Source organism: Paenibacillus sp. Z3-2 (assembly GCF_054161325.1).
The window spans coordinates 3,886,198-3,906,870 of record NZ_CP096397.1 but is presented as its reverse complement, the minus strand read 5'-3'; the positions used below and the strand labels follow the sequence as shown (position 1 = coordinate 3,906,870).

At 47.0% G+C, this 20,673-nt stretch carries 19 protein-coding genes and 1 pseudogene; 11 read left to right on the top strand and 9 right to left on the bottom strand.

The window, feature by feature from the left end; all coding sequences use genetic code 11:
• Positions 1-70 precede the first annotated feature (70 nt).
• From M1D71_RS17535 to M1D71_RS17525, 3 genes are all read left to right on the top strand, one after another.
• Positions 71-841, top strand: coding sequence for an ABC transporter ATP-binding protein (locus tag M1D71_RS17535; protein WP_458123012.1), 771 nt, complete (start codon positions 71-73; stop codon positions 839-841).
• Positions 816-2,774 (top strand): ABC transporter permease, encoded by a 1,959-nt coding sequence (locus M1D71_RS17530; RefSeq protein ID WP_458123011.1) that lies wholly within the window; start codon positions 816-818, stop codon positions 2,772-2,774. Before M1D71_RS17535 ends, M1D71_RS17530 begins: the two co-directional genes overlap by 26 nt.
• 139 nt (positions 2,775-2,913) lie before the next feature.
• Entirely contained in the window at positions 2,914-3,258 is a 345-nt protein-coding gene (locus tag M1D71_RS17525) for a cupin domain-containing protein (protein ID WP_440389735.1), read from the top strand.
• Positions 3,259-3,522: 264 nt separating this feature from the next.
• Here M1D71_RS17525 and M1D71_RS17520 read toward each other — a convergent pair whose 3' ends face one another.
• Genes M1D71_RS17520 through M1D71_RS17500 form a run of 5 tightly spaced genes read right to left on the bottom strand, consistent with a single transcriptional unit; the run spans position 3,523 to position 6,317 of the window.
• Positions 3,523-3,822, bottom strand: a complete 300-nt coding sequence (locus M1D71_RS17520) for a metal-sulfur cluster assembly factor (RefSeq protein ID WP_458127285.1) — start codon at positions 3,820-3,822, stop codon at positions 3,523-3,525.
• Between the two features lie 31 nt (positions 3,823-3,853).
• A complete protein-coding gene (locus M1D71_RS17515) occupies positions 3,854-5,086 on the bottom strand; it encodes a hypothetical protein (RefSeq protein WP_458123010.1) in 1,233 nt (410 codons plus the stop codon).
• 13 nt (positions 5,087-5,099) lie between these two features.
• On the bottom strand, positions 5,100-5,705 hold the full coding sequence (locus tag M1D71_RS17510) for a DUF2249 domain-containing protein (protein ID WP_458123009.1): 606 nt from the start codon (positions 5,703-5,705) through the stop codon (positions 5,100-5,102).
• On the bottom strand, positions 5,692-6,066 hold the full coding sequence (locus tag M1D71_RS17505) for a hypothetical protein (RefSeq protein ID WP_458123008.1): 375 nt from the start codon (positions 6,064-6,066) through the stop codon (positions 5,692-5,694). The genes M1D71_RS17510 and M1D71_RS17505 overlap by 14 nt, the downstream gene beginning before the upstream one ends.
• 17 nt (positions 6,067-6,083) lie before the next feature.
• Entirely contained in the window at positions 6,084-6,317 is a 234-nt protein-coding gene (locus tag M1D71_RS17500; RefSeq protein WP_036613358.1) for a DUF2249 domain-containing protein, read from the bottom strand.
• A 319-nt stretch (positions 6,318-6,636) separates the two neighbouring features.
• On the opposite strand from M1D71_RS17500, the gene moaA reads away from it, so the two are divergent.
• From moaA to M1D71_RS17470, 6 genes are read left to right on the top strand one after another with little or no spacing between them, the layout of a single operon-like run.
• Positions 6,637-7,638 carry a GTP 3',8-cyclase MoaA gene (gene moaA / locus M1D71_RS17495; protein WP_458123007.1) on the top strand — a complete coding sequence of 334 codons (1,002 nt, stop codon included), beginning with the start codon at positions 6,637-6,639 and terminating at the stop codon, positions 7,636-7,638.
• 57 nt (positions 7,639-7,695) lie between these two features.
• The gene (locus tag M1D71_RS17490; RefSeq protein WP_458123006.1) at positions 7,696-11,448 is read left to right on the top strand and encodes a nitrate reductase subunit alpha; all 3,753 of its coding nucleotides are present in this window, start codon (positions 7,696-7,698) and stop codon (positions 11,446-11,448) included.
• Positions 11,438-12,907 carry a nitrate reductase subunit beta gene (gene narH, locus M1D71_RS17485; protein ID WP_458123005.1) on the top strand — a complete coding sequence of 490 codons (1,470 nt, stop codon included), beginning with the start codon at positions 11,438-11,440 and terminating at the stop codon, positions 12,905-12,907. The genes M1D71_RS17490 and narH overlap by 11 nt, the downstream gene beginning before the upstream one ends.
• A complete protein-coding gene (gene narJ, locus M1D71_RS17480; RefSeq protein WP_458123004.1) occupies positions 12,892-13,584 on the top strand; it encodes a nitrate reductase molybdenum cofactor assembly chaperone in 693 nt (230 codons plus the stop codon). Before narH ends, narJ begins: the two co-directional genes overlap by 16 nt.
• Positions 13,585-13,622: 38 nt before the next feature.
• A complete protein-coding gene (narI, locus tag M1D71_RS17475) occupies positions 13,623-14,306 on the top strand; it encodes a respiratory nitrate reductase subunit gamma (RefSeq protein ID WP_458127284.1) in 684 nt (227 codons plus the stop codon).
• Entirely contained in the window at positions 14,307-15,818 is a 1,512-nt protein-coding gene (locus tag M1D71_RS17470) for a nitrate/nitrite transporter (RefSeq protein ID WP_458123003.1), read from the top strand. It abuts the gene before it with no gap.
• 122 nt (positions 15,819-15,940) lie between these two features.
• Here M1D71_RS17470 and M1D71_RS17465 read toward each other — a convergent pair whose 3' ends face one another.
• Positions 15,941-16,642 carry a Crp/Fnr family transcriptional regulator gene (locus M1D71_RS17465; protein ID WP_458123002.1) on the bottom strand — a complete coding sequence of 234 codons (702 nt, stop codon included), beginning with the start codon at positions 16,640-16,642 and terminating at the stop codon, positions 15,941-15,943.
• A 71-nt stretch (positions 16,643-16,713) separates the two neighbouring features.
• On the opposite strand from M1D71_RS17465, the gene M1D71_RS17460 reads away from it, so the two are divergent.
• A complete protein-coding gene (locus M1D71_RS17460) occupies positions 16,714-17,442 on the top strand; it encodes a YwiC-like family protein (protein ID WP_458123001.1) in 729 nt (242 codons plus the stop codon).
• 138 nt (positions 17,443-17,580) lie between these two features.
• Positions 17,581-17,839: pseudogene (locus tag M1D71_RS17455) on the top strand (ZIP family metal transporter); the annotation flags it as partial.
• A 358-nt stretch (positions 17,840-18,197) separates the two neighbouring features.
• On the opposite strand, the gene M1D71_RS17450 reads toward M1D71_RS17455, so the two are convergent.
• From M1D71_RS17450 to M1D71_RS17440, 3 genes are all read right to left on the bottom strand, one after another.
• Positions 18,198-18,623, bottom strand: a complete 426-nt coding sequence (locus tag M1D71_RS17450) for a YlbF family regulator (protein WP_458123000.1) — start codon at positions 18,621-18,623, stop codon at positions 18,198-18,200.
• 147 nt (positions 18,624-18,770) lie between these two features.
• Positions 18,771-19,457 carry a Crp/Fnr family transcriptional regulator gene (locus M1D71_RS17445; RefSeq protein ID WP_458122999.1) on the bottom strand — a complete coding sequence of 229 codons (687 nt, stop codon included), beginning with the start codon at positions 19,455-19,457 and terminating at the stop codon, positions 18,771-18,773.
• Positions 19,458-19,506: 49 nt separating this feature from the next.
• On the bottom strand, positions 19,507-20,502 hold the full coding sequence (locus tag M1D71_RS17440) for a multicopper oxidase domain-containing protein (protein ID WP_458122998.1): 996 nt from the start codon (positions 20,500-20,502) through the stop codon (positions 19,507-19,509).
• Positions 20,503-20,673 lie beyond the last annotated feature (171 nt).

The window sequence follows — 20,673 nt, the reverse complement described above, 5'->3', positions numbered from 1 at the left end:
TTACGGGAGGTCGGTTAGGATAAGAATAGAATTAACGTATAAAGAATGATGGATCAGGAGGGAATTACGCATGGAAATGTTACAGGTATCGGGACTGAGCAAAGTATATCAGGGCAAAGTGCAGACTCAAGCCCTTAGTGATATTCATCTGACAATCAAGCAAGGTGAGTTTGTGGGCATTATGGGTCCGTCCGGCAGTGGCAAAACCACATTGTTAAACATGGTCTCCACCATTGATGAACCCAGCTCAGGCAAGGTGCTGATTAATGGCATGAATCCGTTTGATATGAAAAAGAAAGAACTTGCCATGTTCCGACGTCGGGAACTCGGATTTGTCTTTCAGGATTTCAATCTGCTGGACACGCTGACTGTCGCAGAGAATATTGTACTTCCATTGACACTGGACAAGGTCAAACTGAAGGAGATGGAGAGCAGACTTCATCGCATTACAGCCAAGCTCGGGATTGATCACATTCTGGATAAACGAGTCTACGAAATTTCGGGCGGACAGCGACAGCGAACAGCCATTGCGAGATCCATGATCAATATGCCTTCGATTGTTTTGGCGGATGAACCAACCGGTGCCCTGGATTCTACGTCATCCCAAGCGGTTATGGAGTCACTTGAACAGATTAACCAGCAGGAGAAAACGACCATTATGCTGGTCACGCATGATCCGCTTGCTGCAAGTTATTGCAACCGCATTGTGTTCATCAAGGACGGAAAACTGGCAGCAGAGGTACACCGCGGAGATAATCGACAGACGTTCTTCCAGCGAATCATTGATACTTTATCCTTCTGGGGAGGGAATTCACATGAGCTTTCCTCAGTTCGCGTTTAATAACATTCGCCGTAATGGGCGAGCGTATATTGCTTTTTTTCTTAGCAGTGTGTTTATGGTCATGATTTTCTTCGCTTATGCGGTATTTATCTATCATCCGTATGTGGCAGAGTTGCCGATGGGTGCGACAACCGCTACGGGGATGCAGATCGCTTCGATTATCGTGTATGTGTTTGCATTTTTCTTTGTTATGTATTCCATCAGTGCTTTTCTCAAATCACGGAACAAAGAGTTTGGCATTCTGACCATACTTGGTGCCGAGCCCAGACAGATTCGGAGATTGGTCATTCTGGAGAATATGTTGATCGGTTGCCTGTCCATTATTGCCGGTATCGGCGGAGGTATGTTGTTGTCCAAGCTGTTCCTGATGTTAACCACTCGTTTTATCGGGATGGATGATCTGCCCTTTTATTTTCCGGTGAAAGCGATTCTGATTACGATCGGGGCCTTTCTGTTATTATTTTTCTGCATTTCACTCTTTACACTTGTTTTTATCGGGAACAAACGGACGTTAGAACTTTTGACGGGGACCAGCAAACCTAAAAAAGAGCCCAAAGCTTCATGGTTCTTCTCCCTTCTGGGATTTGCATTACTTACAGTAGGCTTTGTGGTACTCCGCAGCGAGTTAAATGGCGGAACAATCATGATTGCAGCTGTAACAGGGATAGCGGGAACGTATTTTTTCTACTCTCAACTTTCTGTGCTGATCATTCGCTTATTGAAACGTAATCGCAAAACCGTATGGCATGGTACACGTCTGTTGTGGATCTCAGAGATGAGCTATAAAATGAAGGATAATGCCCGCATGCTGTTTATGGTGACCGTGGTGATTGCGATTGCTTCAATGAGTGCAGTTGTAATTTTGTCACTGGATCAGGAGAACCGGGAGCAGTTTACGAACAACGATTTTCCAGTCCAATACAACGTGTACACACCATCGGATCAAATGGATATGAGCTCTATTGATTCGAAACTTGAAGCCGCAGGCTTGGATTATCAGCAAGTGTATCTGGAATATTTCTGGTCTGATGCGGATCAAAGTGCTGTCTCGGTCTTACCACTCAGTCATTACAACGGCCTCAATGCGATCCTGGGGAAAAAGACGTTCCAGTTGGATTCAGAATCAGCACTATTCGTAGATTCTCGGAATGAGAAGAATCAGGCTCAGATTGATCGAAACAGGTTTCGCAATTATGCGGAAGGAGACACATTGACTCTGAATCTGGAAGCTGGATCAGTCCAACTAAGCGTCTCGGCTACGGATGTAGAGCCACGGTTCGCAACCCTGATCTATTCTACAGGTGTAGTCGTTCTCCCGGATGAGAAGTTTGAAGAGATTACACAACAGAGCCAAGGAAATAGGTTATTTGGCAAAGTTCTGTATCAGATTCCTGCATGGGGCCATGCTGTACCAGAACGGACCTCCTCGGAAGCCATGGTTAGCGATCAGCTTCTTTTCTCCGCGGATTCCATTGAAAGCAGCAACGCTTCAACGGATAATCAATCCGGATATCTGACCACTCGATACGGTGATTTTGAGAGATTCAGACAGGGTACAGCACTCTTTACCTTCCTGGGCATATTTATCGGATTAATCTTCTCGATCTCTTCCGCAAGCTTTTTGTATTTCAGACTGCATACCGATCTTGAAGCGGATGGAAAAATGGTGCATTCTCTTTCGAAAATGGGTCTAAGTTTCCAGGAGATGAAACGATCATCCACCGTTCAGATTGCTATTCTGTTCTTTTTGCCGATCGGAGTAGCGATCATTGAAACTTTGGTCGTAGTTAAGCCATTTCTTACTCAATTCGGTATTACCAATTATACGATGCCGGTGTTGACTGTATTTGGTGCCTTTGTACTTGCACAGACGTTTTATTTCATCGTTATACGTTCGAGATATATCGCTTCACTGCGCAAAATGATGGTGTAACCATCTTAGAAACAAACGATCATAAGGACCGACCATGATTTGTTCATTGCCCGCATTTCTTGATTCAGATCAAGGAAACGCGGGCTTTCTTGCGTTAAGATGAATGCATTCACAGATTATATTATCGAGGAGGACGATTATGATGAGTATCACGTCATTGCAAGAAGTCAAAGCATTCAGCGAGGACCGTTTTACGAAACGTGTTTTATTCCAACAGGGTGGAGGAGTGACCTTTGTCCTTCATTTTCTGCCAGGACAACAGCTTCCCGTTCATAAACATCCGGGCACAGACGTTATTTTGCTGGTGGTCGAAGGCACAGGCACACTTATGCTGGATGGAAAAGAACAAGCGGTGAAACAAGAGGATGTGATCCATTGCGGTGGTGAGGTGGAGTTTGCATTCCATAATACAGGAGATCAGGAAGTTCGTTTGTTCGTGGTGTTAAACAAAGTGCCAGCAGCATCCTATGCAAAGGACATCTAAGATCTAATATCAAGGAAGCGATAAAATGATTCACTGATCGGCACCAATATAAGGGAACTCTATTCTGGAGTTTCCTTATTTATTTTTATTCAAGAATACTCTTCTCCCACATTCGTCCTTCCAGCAATCTCCGGGGGGGATATCAAGTGTATGTTCCCATCGCAAAACAAAAAGCATACTTGGGTCTGAGAACATCAGATTTAAGTACGCTTCTTCGTAATTCGCCAGCAACATGTTTATTCATCCGGTCTATAGTCATTCTGCCTAGAAGTATCCCAGCATTTCCTTGGCTTCATTCGACATCAGCTGTGGAGACCACTGTGGCTCCCACACCACTTGAACGTCAATATCAGTCTTGCTCGTATTTTCCTGTAAAACCCATTTCACCGCACCAACGATGGTATCGTGCAACGGACAACCTGGTGTAGTCAGTGTCATCCGTACATGTACTCGTTCAGCTTCTTCCCTTACTTCATACACCAGACCAAGGTCAACGATATTGACACCTAATTCAGGGTCATATACTTCCTTGAGACATTCCAGTAAATGCGTTGTTTGTTCCATCATGTTCACTCTCCAATCAACCTTTTTAATATTAACGTCGGAATACCAAAGCAATATTCGCTATATATACGATGGAGACCAGAGATAAGATTGTTCCTCCAACCATCATGACCTCTGCCAGATTAATCAGAATTCCACTCACTAGCAGAAGGCTTCCAGCCACCATGGCGAGCATACCCCAATTGACGTTTCGTTCACTCAGCATACCGGCCATCAGCGGTGTTCCGGGTCTGCCCGCCTGCATGCCGTATTTGTGGGTCCACCACAGAAAAGGCACGATTTTGGAGGCATATCCGAGTATGGTGAGGGACACCCAGCCACCGAGATATACCCATCCAGACAGCAGAACAACCCTTGGATGGAGCAGCAGTTCGGTTCCTTGCGCGGAATAGATCAGTAGGGCGACAGCATATACGGCAAAGGCACGACTTACATAGACAGACCAGCGAATGCCCGGGCCGGGGTTGCTTTTGTGACGTTTCTCCTGAATTTGCTCCAAGTGATACACATAGAAGAGTAGGGCTGCAGTTAGGAGCAAGAGCGCGAACCAGAGCAAGCCTCCCTTGATGCCTGTGAGAAATGCGACAACGCCTGTAATTACAGCTGCATTCCACAGAACCAGGACCACTTTCTGCAATCGATTGGAATAATCGTGGGACAGGTAGAACATGGGCAGCATTTTGTAACTGAATCCGGTAATTAACATGCCAAACCAGCCGAGTGTTCCCATCCAGATATGTGCACCGAATAAGCGTTCATGCAGACCATTCCAATCACCAAAGGCAAAATTCAGACCCATCAGCATACCGGATAACCCGGTAAGAACGAGATAGAGACAGGAACATGTTGCACTGATCGTTACCGGATTCCACTGTGAGGCACGGAAGAGGGTAACGGCCATATTCCATCCGAACAACAGGATGCCAGAGAGCGCGAGTGTCGCAGAACCGGCAATCCAGATGACATCTGCACGAATGAAGCCGTATAACATGCCCACGATTCCGATACTGAACAAGAAATAATGACAATAACCGAGAACCAGACTGTAGATGTTCGATTGCAAAATAACATGTATCAACTGATAAACGGCACCCATGGCCACCATGGTTGCCCACCCGAGCACAAACAGATGGGCATGAAACCAGCCTTCGGGTCCTCTGAGTTCATCACCAAGCCAACCTGTCAGCGAGAGCAGAGAGAAGGCGTGATACATTACAAATCCAAAGATGCCCGTGATGATAAAAAGAAACGGCAACCTGGACATGGCTTTCTCCTCCTTACCCTTTTTCAATTCTCACTTTGGCTGTGCCATCGGCTTGATCTTCAACCGTGTAGGTGCAACCGAGATTGTTCAACTCTTCAATCAGAAATACAGGTACACGGTCATTATGAATCAGGACGACTTCCCCAGGTTTGCAACGCTCCAGAGCGGCAAGTGTTCGCATCATGGGCTGTGGCAGTTCCAATCCGCGATTGTCCAATATAACGTTGGGCGCCTGTGGAGTTTCAATGTTTTCAATGGCAACAACTTGCTCCTCCGGATGCCCTTTGCATGAAGCTGATTCTTCGTCTGAACCAGGTTCCGAATTAACTTCTGATCCAGATAAAACCATTGCAGAAAATGCCTTTGCATCGGTTTTATTTTTTTTGTGCACAAATGTGGTAACCCAGTGATCTGAACTCCTACGTTCAGATGTGCTGGAGTACCCTTTCAGCTTGAGAATACCGAGGAGTGGTGTCGGTTTGAATGGAGCATGTAGTACAAACACATCGTCATGCTGAAGGCTTTTGACCGTGTCCATGATCAGCTGAAACGGCTCCAGCTTTTTACTCAGTTGAGGACGCACATCCAATTCAACAATATGGACATCAGATGGAGACATGTGCGTTCACATCCGATCCTGCGCCAGCTACATCCGTCTGCTGTACCAACTGTAGAGATGATTCATACAGGGCGGCCATACCACCGTACAGCGTGTAGAAGAATGAGTCCGGTGCATCGAGGGAGAAGGACAGATATGCTTTGGGGTCCATTCCGAGCACACGCTCAAAAAGTCTTGCACTGTCATAGGCGTAAAAACAGAAATGAGTATATTCGAACACAGGCATTTTTTCGTAAATGGTAATAATCTCTTGCGCATATTCGGCTTGCTCACGCTGTGCTATCTGCACCATGGTTGTGGCATCTTCCAACCTCAGCGTGATGCGAAGTGTAGTATCGTCAATGATTTCAACGTGGGCCATAGCGGTTCAGCTCCAATCTATAGTTTGCTGATCTTGACCTGGAAGGTTGTAGGGCCCTGCTCAATATACTCCCAGTTGAAACCATCAGGATGTGTGGACTGGAACTGGAATCGAAGTGGCTTTGGATCGTGATCGTTGATGAGCAGCATGGATTCCTGTGGTTGCAACTGATCAAACGTTTCGAAAATAACTTTATGTTTCAAATGCGGTGGATACTCCGTGGCATTAATGGTTGCTGCGTATGTGTTCATGTGTCATTCCTCCAAATAGGGATAGTGTGGTGTTGCAATTTGATTATAGAAAACGTGAAGAGGGATCTGTGTGAGCAGGCTCACACATTTCCTTTTGCCATAATTTTGCCTTATTTAGACCAGAATCCTGTTTGGAAAAGGGTTGCGGAGCATATATAGATGTGCAACTGTGCGCTATGTTTCACTTCTTGTGATATTTTGCACAGTTCAGCGAGCGAGACATCCTTATATTTAGCGTCAAGATGACACTGGATGAGATGAAGCAGCTTTCTCCTTTGGCTGATGTGAAGACAGCACCCTAGAGAAGGGAGGTACGTGTATGGAATCAAAATTAATGGACCCGTTTGGAAGAATACATGATTACTTAAGAATTTCGGTTACGGATCGCTGTAATCTCCGCTGTGTGTATTGCATGCCGGAGGAAGGAATGCAGTTTGAACCGACAGAACGAATCCTGTCCTATGAAGAAATCACGTCCATCGTTAAGGCGCTTGCTCCACTGGGCATTCGGAAATTGCGTTTAACTGGAGGGGAGCCTCTTGTTCGCAAGGGGTTGGATCAACTGATTGCGATGTTGTCCGCCATTCCAGAAATTGAAGATATCGCATTGACAACCAATGGCATCTATTTGGCAGCTTATGCGGATCTGCTGAAAGCTGCGGGGCTAACACGGGTGAATATAAGCCTGGATTCTTTGAAGCCAGAACGATTCGCAAGCATTACCCGGGGCGGCAAGGTACAGCGTGTGCTGGACGGCATTAAGGCCAGCCAAAAGGCCGGATTTCATCCGATTAAGCTGAACGTGGTGCTGATGAAAGGCGTGAACGACGATGAGGTGGAAGACTTTCTGAGGATGACCCGGGATGAACCCATTCATATTCGTTTTATTGAGTACATGCCTATTGGTGAAAGTGGAGAAGGTTGGAGATCAGGGTATATGCCCCTCGAACACGTGCTGGAAACATGCGGAGCACGATGGGAGTACGAAAGCTGTGGAGAGATTTATGGGAATGGCCCGGCAGATAGTTATCGCATTGTGGGAGCTGCCGGAACCTTTGGTCTGATTCACCCGGTGAGCAGTCATTTCTGCGGAAATTGCAACCGGCTCAGGCTGACAGCAGACGGAAATATCAAACCTTGTCTCTACTGGTCGGATGAGTTCAATGTTCGTCCACTGGTAGGTGATGACAAGGCGGTGCAGGATTTATTTTACAAGGCGCTCGGAGCCAAACCCGAAACACATGACATGTTAAAAGCCTTAAACGGGCAACAGATTGACGGCACGCCAACGATGCGACATATGTCGCAAATCGGAGGTTAGCAACAGCAGTTCAGGATTCGACTTGCATCAACAGGTCATATATGTGGGAGGACAACAATGAGTAACAAAAGCATGCCCTGGATGGGCAAACTCAAATATTTTGCCAAACGTGAAAAAAGTGCGGAGGGCTGGAGTGAGATGTCCCCGGTCAACCGGGATTGGGAAGATGTCTACCGCCGCCGTTGGCAGCATGACAAAGTGGTGCGTTCCACACACGGAGTCAATTGTACCGGATCATGCAGCTGGCAGATCTATGTGAAAGACGGCATTGTCACTTGGGAAACGCAGGCTACCGACTATCCTTCAACCGGACCGGATATGCCGGAATTTGAGCCGCGGGGATGTCCACGTGGAGCGAGTTTCTCATGGTATCTGTACAGCCCGCTGCGTGTCAAACATCCTTACGTACGTGGTGAGCTGCTGGACATGTGGCGTGATGCGCTTCAGACACATGGTGACCCGGTTCAGGCGTGGTCCAGCATTGCGGATGATCCGGCCAAAGTGAAAAGATACAAATCGGTACGTGGTAAAGGTGGATTAATTCGCGCGTCATGGGGTGAAGTGACACAGATTATTGCCGCTTCGCTGATTCATACGATCAAAGAATACGGACCGGACCGGATTATTGGTTTCTCTCCGATTCCTGCCATGTCGATGGTCAGTTATGCAGCAGGATCGCGGTTCTTATCCTTGATGGGATCACCATTACTCAGTTTCTATGACTGGTATGCGGATCTGCCGCCGGCTTCACCTCAGATCTGGGGCGATCAAACGGATGTGCCGGAGAGCAGTGACTGGTACAACTCGGGATACATTCTGGTTTGGGGCTCGAATCTTCCAATGACGCGGACACCGGATGCCCACTTCCTGGCTGAAGCACGTTATCGGGGAACGAAAGTGGTGTCGATCAGCCCGGATTATGCGGAATATGTGAAGTTTGCAGATACATGGATGTCGGTAAAACAAGGAACGGACGGCGCTCTGGCGATGGCTATGGGCCATGTCATCCTGAAAGAGTTTTATATTGAAAAGCCTACGGACTATTTCATGCAATATGCCAAACAGTATACGGACTTTCCAAATCTGCTGATTGTGGAAGAAAAGGACGGCGTACACACTGCAGGCAGATTTCTCGTTGGGGAAGATCTGGGTATTACGGGCAATAACATGGCATGGAAAACACTTGTATACGATGAAAATAGTGGAACCTATGTGATGCCAAAAGGAAGTTTGGGCTTCCGTTGGGGTGAAGAGGGCACATGGAATCTCAAAATGGAGCAGGTGGAGAATGGTGAGCCGATTGATCCTAGATTATCCATGCTCGGCGTTCATCACGACCTTCTAACCATACAACTACCATATTTTGATGACGAGGGAAAACATGTCATGCAGCGGCAGATTCCTGTACGCCAGATCTGGCTGGGGGATAGATGGATTACAGTAACGGCAGTCTACGATCTGGTACTTGCCAAATACGGAATTGAACGTGAAATGACGCGTTCTGCGGATTCATCAGAAGTAGTCACTGGTGCGGAGCAGTTGAGTGTACGTGTTCATCGTGGAGACGACATCTTGCATGCACCACAGGTAAAACCATTCACCCCAGCGTGGCAAGAGAAAATCACTGGTGTGGACCAAGAGACTGTCGTACAGATTGCACGTGAGTTTGCACAAAATGCGATCGATACCAAAGGGCGTTCCATGATCATCATGGGAGCCGGTATTAATCACTGGTACAACTCCGACGTCATTTATCGCGCCATCATTAACTTAATACTGATGACAGGCTGTCAGGGTGTGAACGGTGGAGGTTGGGCGCACTATGTTGGTCAAGAAAAACTGCGTCCGGCTGAAGGCTGGCAGACGATTGCCTTTGCTCGTGACTGGACCGGACCTGCACGTCTGCAGAACGGAACATCTTTCTTCTACTTTGCAACAGATCAATGGAGATACGAGGAGACCCAAGTAGGAGAATTGACTTCGGCGCTTGAGGGTGAACCGAGGTTCCAGCATGTGGCTGATTATAATGTAATGGCTGCGCGTATGGGCTGGCTTCCATCTTATCCACAATTCAATCGAAATTCAATTGATCTGCATCAGGATGCAATGCAGGCTGGAGCAACGACGAAGGAAGAGATCGGTGCTTATGTAGCCTCAGAATTGCAGAACAAAAATCTGAAGTTCTCAATCGAGCAACCCGATGATCCAGCGAACTTCCCGCGTGTACTATTTGTCTGGAGAGCGAATCTGATTTCAAGTTCTGGCAAAGGACATGAGTATTTCCTCAAGCATCTGCTCGGTGCAACGAACGGATTGCTGAATGATGACGATCATGGACTGCGCCCGGAGCATGTGGAATGGGTGGATGAAGCACCGGAAGGCAAACTCGACCTGATGATCAATATGGATTTCCGGATGGCAGGTACGGCGATGTATTCCGATATTGTTCTGCCAGCAGCCACCTGGTATGAAAAAAGCGATCTGAGCAGTACGGATATGCATCCGTTCGTTCATCCATTTAATCCGGCTGTAGCCACGCAATGGGAATCCCGTTCGGACTGGGATACCTTCAAGGAAATTGCACGTGTATTCTCTGAGATGGCTGCACAGCAATTTGATGGTCCACAGAAGGAGATCATAGCTACACCGCTGTTGCATGATTCACCGGATGAGCTTGCTCAACCGTACGGAGAGATCAAAGACTGGAGCGCGGGAGAATGTGAAGCGATCCCGGGTAAAACGATGCCGCATATTCAGGTCGTGGAACGTGACTATGCTGCCGTATATAACAAAATGATCAGCCTTGGACCTGTGGTGAAGGATAAACCAATCGGTACCAAAGGCATATCCTGGTCAGCCAGTGAGGAGTATGAAAAACTCAAGGGCATCCTGGGTGTGCACCGTAAAGATGGCGTTGGACAAGGATGTCCGGATCTGAGCACAGACCGTAATGTTGCGGAGGCCATTCTGACCTTGTCCAGTACAACGAACGGCAAGATGGCTGTGCGTGCGTGGGAAGCGCTTGAACAGAAAACGGCATTGCATCTGAAAGATTTGGCTGAGGAACGGTCTGAGGAATGTTTTACGTTTGACGAGATCACTTCCAAACCGAAAACGGTCATTACCTCGCCTGCATTCAGCGGATCGGAAAAAGGCGGACGTCGATATTCGCCATTCACCACCAATGTGGAGCGTCTGATTCCATGGCGTACATTGACGGGCAGACAGCAGTTCTACATTGATCATGCGATGCTCCGCGAGTTCGGAGAGACATTAGCGACATTTAAACCTGTGCTGAAGCATACGCCGTTCCATCCGAATAGCAAACGTCCGATCGAAGGTGGCAAGGAAATTGTACTGAATTACCTGACACCGCATAACAAGTGGTCGATCCACAGTATGTACTATGATGCGCTGCCGATGCTGACGTTGTTCCGAGGTGGCCCGACCATCTGGATGAACTACGAAGATGCAGAAGAAGCCGGACTGGTCGACAACGACTGGATCGAATGTTTCAACCGTAACGGGGTAGTCGTTGCCAGAGCCGTAGTGACGCACCGTATTCCTCGCGGCATGGCATTCATGTATCACGCTCAGGACCGTCACATTAACGTTCCGGGCACCAAAATATCACAGACACGTGGGGGTACGCATAACAGTCCGACACGTATTCATGTGAAGCCTACACATATGATCGGTGGTTATGCCCAATTAAGTTATGGCTTTAACTACTATGGCCCGACAGGCAATCAGCGTGACCTCAATGTCATCATAAGAAAACTGCAGGAGGTGGATTGGCTTGAAGATTAAAGCACAAGTCAGTATGGTCATGAATCTGGACAAATGCATAGGGTGCCATACATGTAGTGTTACGTGCAAAAACACCTGGACCAATCGTCCAGGTGCAGAATATATGTACTGGAACAATGTAGAGACCAAGCCAGGGGTCGGTTATCCGAAACAATGGGAGGACCAGGAGCGTTATCGGGGTGGCTGGGAGATGAAGAATGGCAAACTGGAATTGAAGTCCGGCACACGGGTAAGACGCTTGCTTAACATTTTCCATAACCCGGATCAGCCTACCATTGACGATTATTATGAGCCATGGACATACGAGTATGAGAAACTGACGAACAGTCCGGAGAAAAAACATCAACCTGTAGCAAGACCGAAATCCCAGATTACCGGCGAATATATGAATCTGGAGTGGGGACCGAACTGGGAGGATGATCTGGCAGGTGCACATGTAACCGGAATGGAAGACCCCAACATGAAGGGTGTCGAGGATTCGATCAAAATGGATTTTGAACAGGTATTTATGATGTACTTGCCACGGATCTGTGAACATTGCCTTAACCCAGCCTGTGTGTCCTCCTGTCCTTCCGGAGCGATGTACAAACGGGAAGAAGACGGAATTGTACTGGTTGACCAAAATGCATGCCGCGCATGGAGATTCTGTGTATCGAGCTGCCCTTACAAAAAAGTCTATTTCAATTGGCAGACGAACAAAGCCGAGAAATGTACGCTTTGTTTCCCACGGATTGAAGCGGGTCTGCCAACGATCTGTTCCGAAACCTGTGTGGGACGTATCCGTTATATCGGCCTGATGCTGTATGATGCGGACCGTGTTGAAGCCGCAGCTTCGGTTGAAAATGATCAGGATCTCTATGAATCCCAGATGGATATATTCCTTGACCCGAATGACCCTGAGGTGATTCGCGAAGCGCGTGAGGCCGGAATTCCAGAGGATTGGATTGTTGCAGCGCAGCAGTCCCCTATTTATAAAATGGTTATTGATTGGAAAATTGCGCTCCCGCTTCATCCCGAATACCGCACCATGCCAATGGTATGGTACATTCCACCGCTTAGCCCGATTACCAATCGGGTAGAGGGACAGGGAAGTTCACTGGAGGCTAACGATATTTTCCCTGCGATTGATAACATGCGTATTCCGGTGGAGTATCTCGCCAATCTGCTTACGGCAGGAGATACGGATCGAATCCGTGAGGTCCTGCGGAAGATGGCAGTTATGCGCATTCACATGCGTAATCAGCAGACGGGTAAGACCAGTGAATCGGCATTGCTGGAAAGAGTGGGTATGGATGCACAGGAAGTGGAGGACATGTACCGACTGCTCGCGATTGCGAAGTATAATGACCGTTTTGTCATCCCGCCAGCCCATCGTGAGGAAGTGGAAGATCTCTTCAGCGAACAGGGCAGCTGCGGACTTGATTTTGCAGGTGGTCCAGGTTCTTGTGGGGTATTCTGATGGGAAAGGAGACAATGACAACGATGACGTTCGATACCAATGAAGGAACAGGTCAGGCTTTGGTTTACGATACGGATACGAGAAGAATGGTCTGCAAACTGATCTCCTACCTGTTGCAATATCCGGATACAGCGTGGAGAGAGGGACTATCGGGTGTTCAGGAAGCCACACAGTCCATTTCGGATGAGACGGTGAAGCAGATTCTGTTGACATTTGTGGATGAAGCACAGGCGGTAAGCTCGATTGAATGGCAGGATGCCTATGTTCGTACATTCGATTTTGATAAAAAGTCTAATCTCTATCTCACATATGCTCTTCATGGCGATGAGCGGGATCGGGGTCCGGCTTTGATTGAATTGAAGCGCAGATACGAAGCTGCGGGATTTTACATGGAAGTAAGTGAGTTGCCGGACTATCTGCCTATGGTGCTTGAATTTGTAGCTGAGGCTCCCGAGGAAGATGCCTTAGGTGTGCTCTCCAGTTGCCATAAGGCGTTGGTCACAATGAGCGAAAGCATTACGGGGCAGAACAGCCCATATGGACCATTACTCAGCCTGATGTTACAGGTCATTCCTGAGCCTCCTGCCCCGGATGTGCCAGAACAAGAAGAAGCAGTTAACCAACAACCAGCAGATCTTATGCAGATCGCTGCCCAGATGAGGAGGGGGAATCGGTGAGTACACTGGAACTGTTGTTATGGGGCGCTCTTCCCTATATGGTCATTGTTTTCTGTATTACGGCGACGATCTGGCGTTATGTGACGAATCCTTTCAGTTGGACGTCCAAGTCCAGTGAGATGCTGGAGAAACGCATGCTGAAGTGGGGCAGTTTACTCTTTCATATCGGGATATTCGCTGTAATCTGTGGACATATTGCCGGTTTGCTTGTTCCAGTGGAGTTCTATCGCTGGATTGGCCTGAGTGATGAAGGATATCACTTGATGGCTATTGCAGGAGGACTGCCTGCGGGAATCATTGCATTTGCGGGTGCTGTCATTTTGCTGGTTCGCCGTTATGTTGCTCGCAGAGTGCGGGCGACAAGCAGCATTGGGGACTGGATGGCACTTGCCATGTTGATCATTGTCATTGTCACCGGAATACTGGCGACCTCGGCTAATGCGGTGAATCACACAGGTTTTGACTATCGAACAACGATTAATCCGTGGTTGCGCGGTCTGATCGTATTCCAGCCTGATCCGGTTCTGATGCAGACGGTACCGATGAACTTCAAAGTACACATTCTGCTTACCTTTGTATTGTACTGCGTGTTTCCATTTACACGGCTGGTTCACATGCTGAGCATGCCACTGGGGTATTTGAAACGCAGTTATGTACTGTATCGCAGAAGAGATGGAGCAGTGTATCCGAATCAGGAACAAAAAAAGGAAAGGGCGATGTAAATGCAGCATAAAGGAAAGGTTCAACTGCCCTTGCAAACCGCAAGTCTGGTTCTGGGTTTTATGGTATGGGTTATCCTGTCATCTCTGATGCCATTTATTAAAGAGGATATTGTGCTAACTTCTTCCGAGCTTGCATGGGCGACAGCGATCCCCGTATTGATCGGATCGATCGCCCGTATTCCGATTGGTTATTGGACGAATCGATATGGAGCACGCAATATTTTCATGATCAGCTTTGTCCTGTTGCTGGCCCCGGTATGGTGGATTAGCCGTGCGACGTCGTTCAGTGATCTGGTGATTGGTGGATTGTTCCTCGGTATTGGAGGAGCTGTCTTCTCCGTCGGTGTAACTTCACTGCCCAAATATTATCCGAAAGAGCGACATGGATTTGTTAATGGGATCTACGGAATTGGTAACCTGGGTACAGCACTGTCTGCATTCGGAGCCCCGCTGATCGCTGATCGTATGGGATGGTCTACGACGGTTCTGCTCTACAGTATTTTACTATTAGGGATGGCGGCGCTGAATTTCGTTCTGGGTGACAAACAGGAAGTACGGGTTAACGCTCCTTTAATGCAGCAACTGAAGGCCATATCACGCAACAATAAACTATGGTTGCTCTGCTTGTTTTATTTTTTGACATTTGGTTCGTTCGTGGCGTTTACGGTATACTTGCCGAATTTCCTGGTAAGTCACTTCCAGATGGATAAAGTCGATGCAGGTATTCGTACAGCGGGATTCATTCTCGTTGCAACCATTATGCGGCCCGTGGGAGGTTGGCTTGGAGATCGATTTAATCCATTCAAAATATTAATGTTTGTATTCGGCGGATTAACGATCGCAGCGATTGTATTATCCTTCGCGCCATCATTCTATATCTATACCATTGGATGCCTGACTGTGGCATTATGCGCAGGGACAGGTAACGGAACCATTTTCAAATTAGTGCCAATGTATTTCGTCAAACAACCAGGTTTAGCGAATGGGATGATCTCCGCTATGGGGGGTCTGGGTGGATTCTTCCCTCCGTTGATGTTGACTTTGTTGTACAGTATGACCGGTCATTATGCCATTGGTTTCATGGCTTTATCTCAGATCGCGTTGGTCAGTCTTGTACTTGTGATCTGGATGTTCTACCAGGAGAAGCTTCAGTTATCTGCCAGCATTCTGGAGAGTACCATTGAAGCCATTCTGATCACAGATACGAACAGTGTTATTACATCCGTGAACCCGGCCTTTACTGCGGTCACTGGTTATAGTGCTGAAGAGGCGGTTGGACAGAAGCCAAGTCTGCTGAAATCCGGCAAGCAGGATAAACGTTTCTATGACCAATTATGGTTGGAATTACGTGAAAAAGGATATTGGCAAGGCGAGATCTGGAATCGGAAGAAAAACGGAGAGATCTATCAGGAATGGCTAAGTATTACGGCAATCCGTAATGAGGCAGGCGAAGTCAAATATTATGCGGGCATGTTCAGTGACATGGGCAGGCCAGAGCTCACAATCGCCTGATACTTGTATCGGTAATTGTGCATACAGCAAGAGACCTTAACATCGATTGCAGGCGTTAAGGTCTCTTTTTTGCACACAGAGATTGGTATATGGGCTTGGGTACACCCAGTGGAGCTGGGTGGTCACGCATCCCTTTGTTGCTTCAATGCTTGTAAATCAAGAATGATAATTCGGCTGCGATCCACTTCGATCAAATGCTCTTTTGTAAGCTGATTTAGAAGCCGATTCGCTGTTTCCCTTGTTGTACCAATGGAATTGGCAAACTCCTGGTGTGTCATGGGCAGGTTGATGATAATTTGGTCTCCATGCGTCTGTCCATGCTGTTCTGCGAGCATGAGAAGGAAGGAAAGCACACGGTTGCGCACATCCTGACCAGAGAGCACCTGCAATTTATCCTGTAATTCTCGTATTTTGTCTCCGAGTACACGCATGATTTTGATCGCAATCGATGGAGTGCTCAGCATTAATCGTTCGAACAGTCTGACAGGTATGGCCAGTAGTTCGGTAGGGGTAATCGCTTCAGCGGTAGCCGGATAAGGGTGTGCGTTAAAAAAGCCGGTGTGCGGGAACATATCTCCTGTTTTGAGGAAAGAGACAATCTGTTCATGCCCGTTCTCATCCGTTTTATATGCTTTTACAATGCCGGTACGAATGAAAAAAACAGCTTCTTTTTCGCTACCTTCGCTAAAAATGACCGTTTTCTTATGAATGCTTCTGGAAATGACGATATCTTCGACCTGCTTTAATTCTTCGGGACTAAGGTCCTGAAAGATGGGGAACTGTTGTAGAAACTCCGCTGCTGAATCTTTGTTTACCCTGCTCATGAGAATCTTTCCTCTCTGTGTTCATATTTCTGAACTTCGACATCATTCAATCCTAGGAGGTTAACTGTGAAGTGAAAACCAATACGCATTCAATCGTTATCCCTCATGAACATGGCGGCTGGGCCATGGTTAGTGTGCCTTTTCTGGTAGGTGTGATTGCAAGTGGTCCGCACTGGCTGCATGCGCCCTTATTTGTAGCTTGGCTTGGATTATATCTAACAGCGTATCCCTTACTACAGTCTTTGAAAAAGAATGCCAATCGACACCGTCTCTACAAATGGGCGGCAATCTACGGTACAGTGGCTCTAATCTGTCTGATCCCACCCGTTCTGGGTCAGATCTCACTATTATTCTTTGGCCCGGTACTGACTGGCTTGTTGCTGGTGAACATCTGGCATGTGAAACACAAAGTAGAACGCTCGCTTACCAATGACCTGTGTGCCATGCTCGTATTCTCTCTAGGGGGAGCAGCTGCTTATCTCATTGGAGGCGGGCACTGGGACTATGGAATGGCGATCGTCGTTTTGTTTTCTTTCTTACATTTTACAGGAAGTACGTTCTTTGTGAAATCGGTCTTTCGTGAGCGAACGAATAAGCGTTGGCTGATGCTAACTCGTATGGTACATATCCTTCTAATCATTATACCCATGGTGATCGGGTATCCATGGATGTCTTTGGCGTATGTCTATTCCGCTGTGCGCACCTTCATATATGCAGGCAGAACGATGCGCCCTATGAAGGTCGGTATCATTGAAATTATTGGAGCCGTGCAGTTCCTGATCTGGTCTGTTCTGTTGTAATTCGCATCATTTCATCATAGCGTGATTTTTGAACACAGCAGGTGATATAGGTCACAACGTCACAGGATTGTTTTTGATTCGTCGGCAAGGGTTAATGGAATGATAGAAGATTATTGAACAAGAGAGGAGTCGGCCCGGATGTGGACTGCATTCATGTGGGGCGGCATCTCTGCCTCAGCGATTTTGTCATTGGTGCACTTGCAGCGCTGTTTCTAAATATTCCCAAACGAGTCATCGGATGGATCATGGCTTTTGGGACAGGTACATTAATCGGGGCAGCTACCTTTGAACTACTCGGAATGCGCTGAATGATGGAGGGATTATTCCTACAGCCATTGGTTTTACAGCGGGTGCCGTCGTGTATACCTTGTTTGACCTGCTCATCTCGGCACGTGGGTTTGATTGCATCCATGGGATTGCTCGTATCACTATTGTTGGATCTGTGGATGACTACAGGTACATAAATTGAACTAAAGAGTATTAACACGAACTACTCCGATGACAGAATAAGCTTCCGATCGCTGTTATCCCCTGATTTTTTTGGTTCCTTTTCTAAATGGGAAAATCCGGTGATAGCTTATGCTTCCGATGCAGCTTTCTTTCAGAAAGCTTTAAGGCGCACGCTTTGCTTCTTCAGCTTATTTCTGTCCTCTCCGTTTTTGTGTAAATATTAGTTGAATTTATATAAAAAAGAGTATCCGAACAGATGATTTCTGATCGGATACTCTTTTTTAATATTTAAACAAAAGATGTCCTTAGTGGTTGTTGGAACAGCTTCCTCCACACCCGCAAGCTTCTTTCCCCAGTTCATTCGCTTCGGGTAGACGGTTCATTTCCACGGATTTCGTGAAATAGTGACTGATCTGCTGATGCAGCTGGCTGAACTCGCGTTGTGCATAGATGAACCGTCGAATGAGGGGATGATCATAAAGAGCACGTTCTTCCTCTTCATATACCTGAATTTCAGAGGCTAGCAATTCGATATTCTGCCGTTCTTTCTCCTCCAGTGCCTGATGTTTTTCCATAAAACGCTCATACTGGGCTGTGGCCTGCTCATCTGCCGCAAACTGATCAATCATATCTCGCATCTCTTTGTATCCTTCATCCTGTAACAACAGTGAACATAACTCCTGCATTTTGTGCATAATGATCTGTTTGTCCATTTTAACAACCGTATTCATCGCATAAACCCTCCTGTAGATCTTTTCTTAACTGTATACGCTAACGCAATCCCGCACTGTGACGATACTCACATCTAATGTGAATTACATTACTTGTCCAAATACGCTGTTATTCTGTCATCTCAGTGTTAGTGTCAAATCTTTAGTTCAGTAGGCAACCTTTTCCCTAAGCTGCTCCAGTTGAAGAATAAGGATGCAGTTCCCTGTAACCTGAAGCAGTCCCTGGGTCTGCATTATGGCGAGTTTACGACTAAGTGTTTCGGGTGTAATACCGAGTAACAGAGCCATATCTTTTTTGAAAACAGGCAAGCGGATCTCATGCCTTGCATGATTTCGGGTATGGAAATACAAAAGCAACTTGGCAATCTTCTGTTCCGTTGTCATCGCACTGAGTGAACTGTTCCATTCATCTGTTTCACGGAGAAGATTGGAAATGGCAAGCAGGAAATGGTAAGCAACCTTCGGATCATGTTCAAGTAACTGGTCAAAGTCATGCTTGCTAATGGAGCAGATGGCCGAAGGCTCCAGAATTTCGGCGTTCGCCGCATGTGCTGTTTGATGTAACAGGGAATCTTGTCCAAAGAAATCTCCGGGAAACAGAAATCGGATAATATGTTCCTTGCCATTTTCGTTGTATTTGGATAACTTCACACATCCCTGATGAACCACATAAAGCGTATCTGAACGTTCGCCCTCCTGTACGACAACTTCCCCTTTGTTATATGTACGGGTATGCAGAAGGGAGGTCAGCAATGCGGATTCGGATGGATCAAGATGCTGGAACAGAGATACTTTGGAGAAACAGGCATCTTTCGCTTCATGCGCACAGATCATCGTTTAATCACCTCGAATGGTTCAGGATGGGTATAGCCATTGTCATGTCTCAATGAGACATTGCGGGTCCGCCATGATCAGTACCGTCCTTGGTTACACGGAGAACAGCGGAAGCTCCTTTGGCTACATGATTGAACTGATGGGTTACAATCGCATAATCGCCTTCTTCGGTTACGGTGAACTCTACGACAGCTCCACCACTTGCGGGAAGCATAACCGTCTGTATTCCATACTGGATGTTACGTGGGTTACCATCGGTATACACACGGTCCATGATTGTCCCGACAATGTGGAAGGATGAGACTTCATTGGGCCCGGCATTACTGACATAGATCCGCACTGTATCTCCTACTTTGGCTAGCAGGGGGTGCTTGGTCAATCCATAATCATTGCCGTTAAATACGACATATTCCGGTTCCCCGTTCAAAAAGGCTTCGTAATCATGTTCTTTATACCATTCACTCTGAACAAGGGTATATTCACGATCAACCATGTGATCAGAAGGATATCCAGCCTTGGGTTCAACAATAATCATGCCATACATACCGTTCGCGATATGGGCAAGGACTGGTTTGGTTCCACAGTGATACATGAATACACCGGGTGAAGAGGTCGGATAGGTGAACGTGCCTTCCTCGCCTGGCATAACATCAATAAATTTGCTGCTGGGAGCAGCATGTACAGCGTGAAAATCCATGGAGTGAGGCAAGCTGGAATCTTTATTTTTCAGCGTGAACACCAGTGTATCTCCCTCAGTCACTCGCAGAATGGGTCCAGGGACGGTGCCGTTAAATGTCCAAGCGTTGTAGATCACGCCTTTGGAGATTTCGACATCTGTAACCTGGGCAGTCATTTCAATATATACTGTGGTGCCTTCTTTGCGGATGATCGGGTCCACCGGGGCTTGGCTGATGGTCGTAGGCGAGATTTCATTCTGGTGAACAGGTTGAACTGTATCGGTTGAACTACAATGAGACAGAGTGGCTGTGAAAATGGTGAATACGAGTGACCATTTATATACATTCAGGTTCAGTAATGAAAACATAGTTGCACAACCTTTACTCAAGTGATGTTTTTCACAAACTATAAAACAGGCGTTCTTTCATTCCATTCGTTATTTAGTAATAGATTACGTTATTGGAGCAGGAATGGGTGTGATGGGGCACACACTTGGGGAAGTCGTATTAGAGTGATCCCCAATCGTCTTACCTTCGTT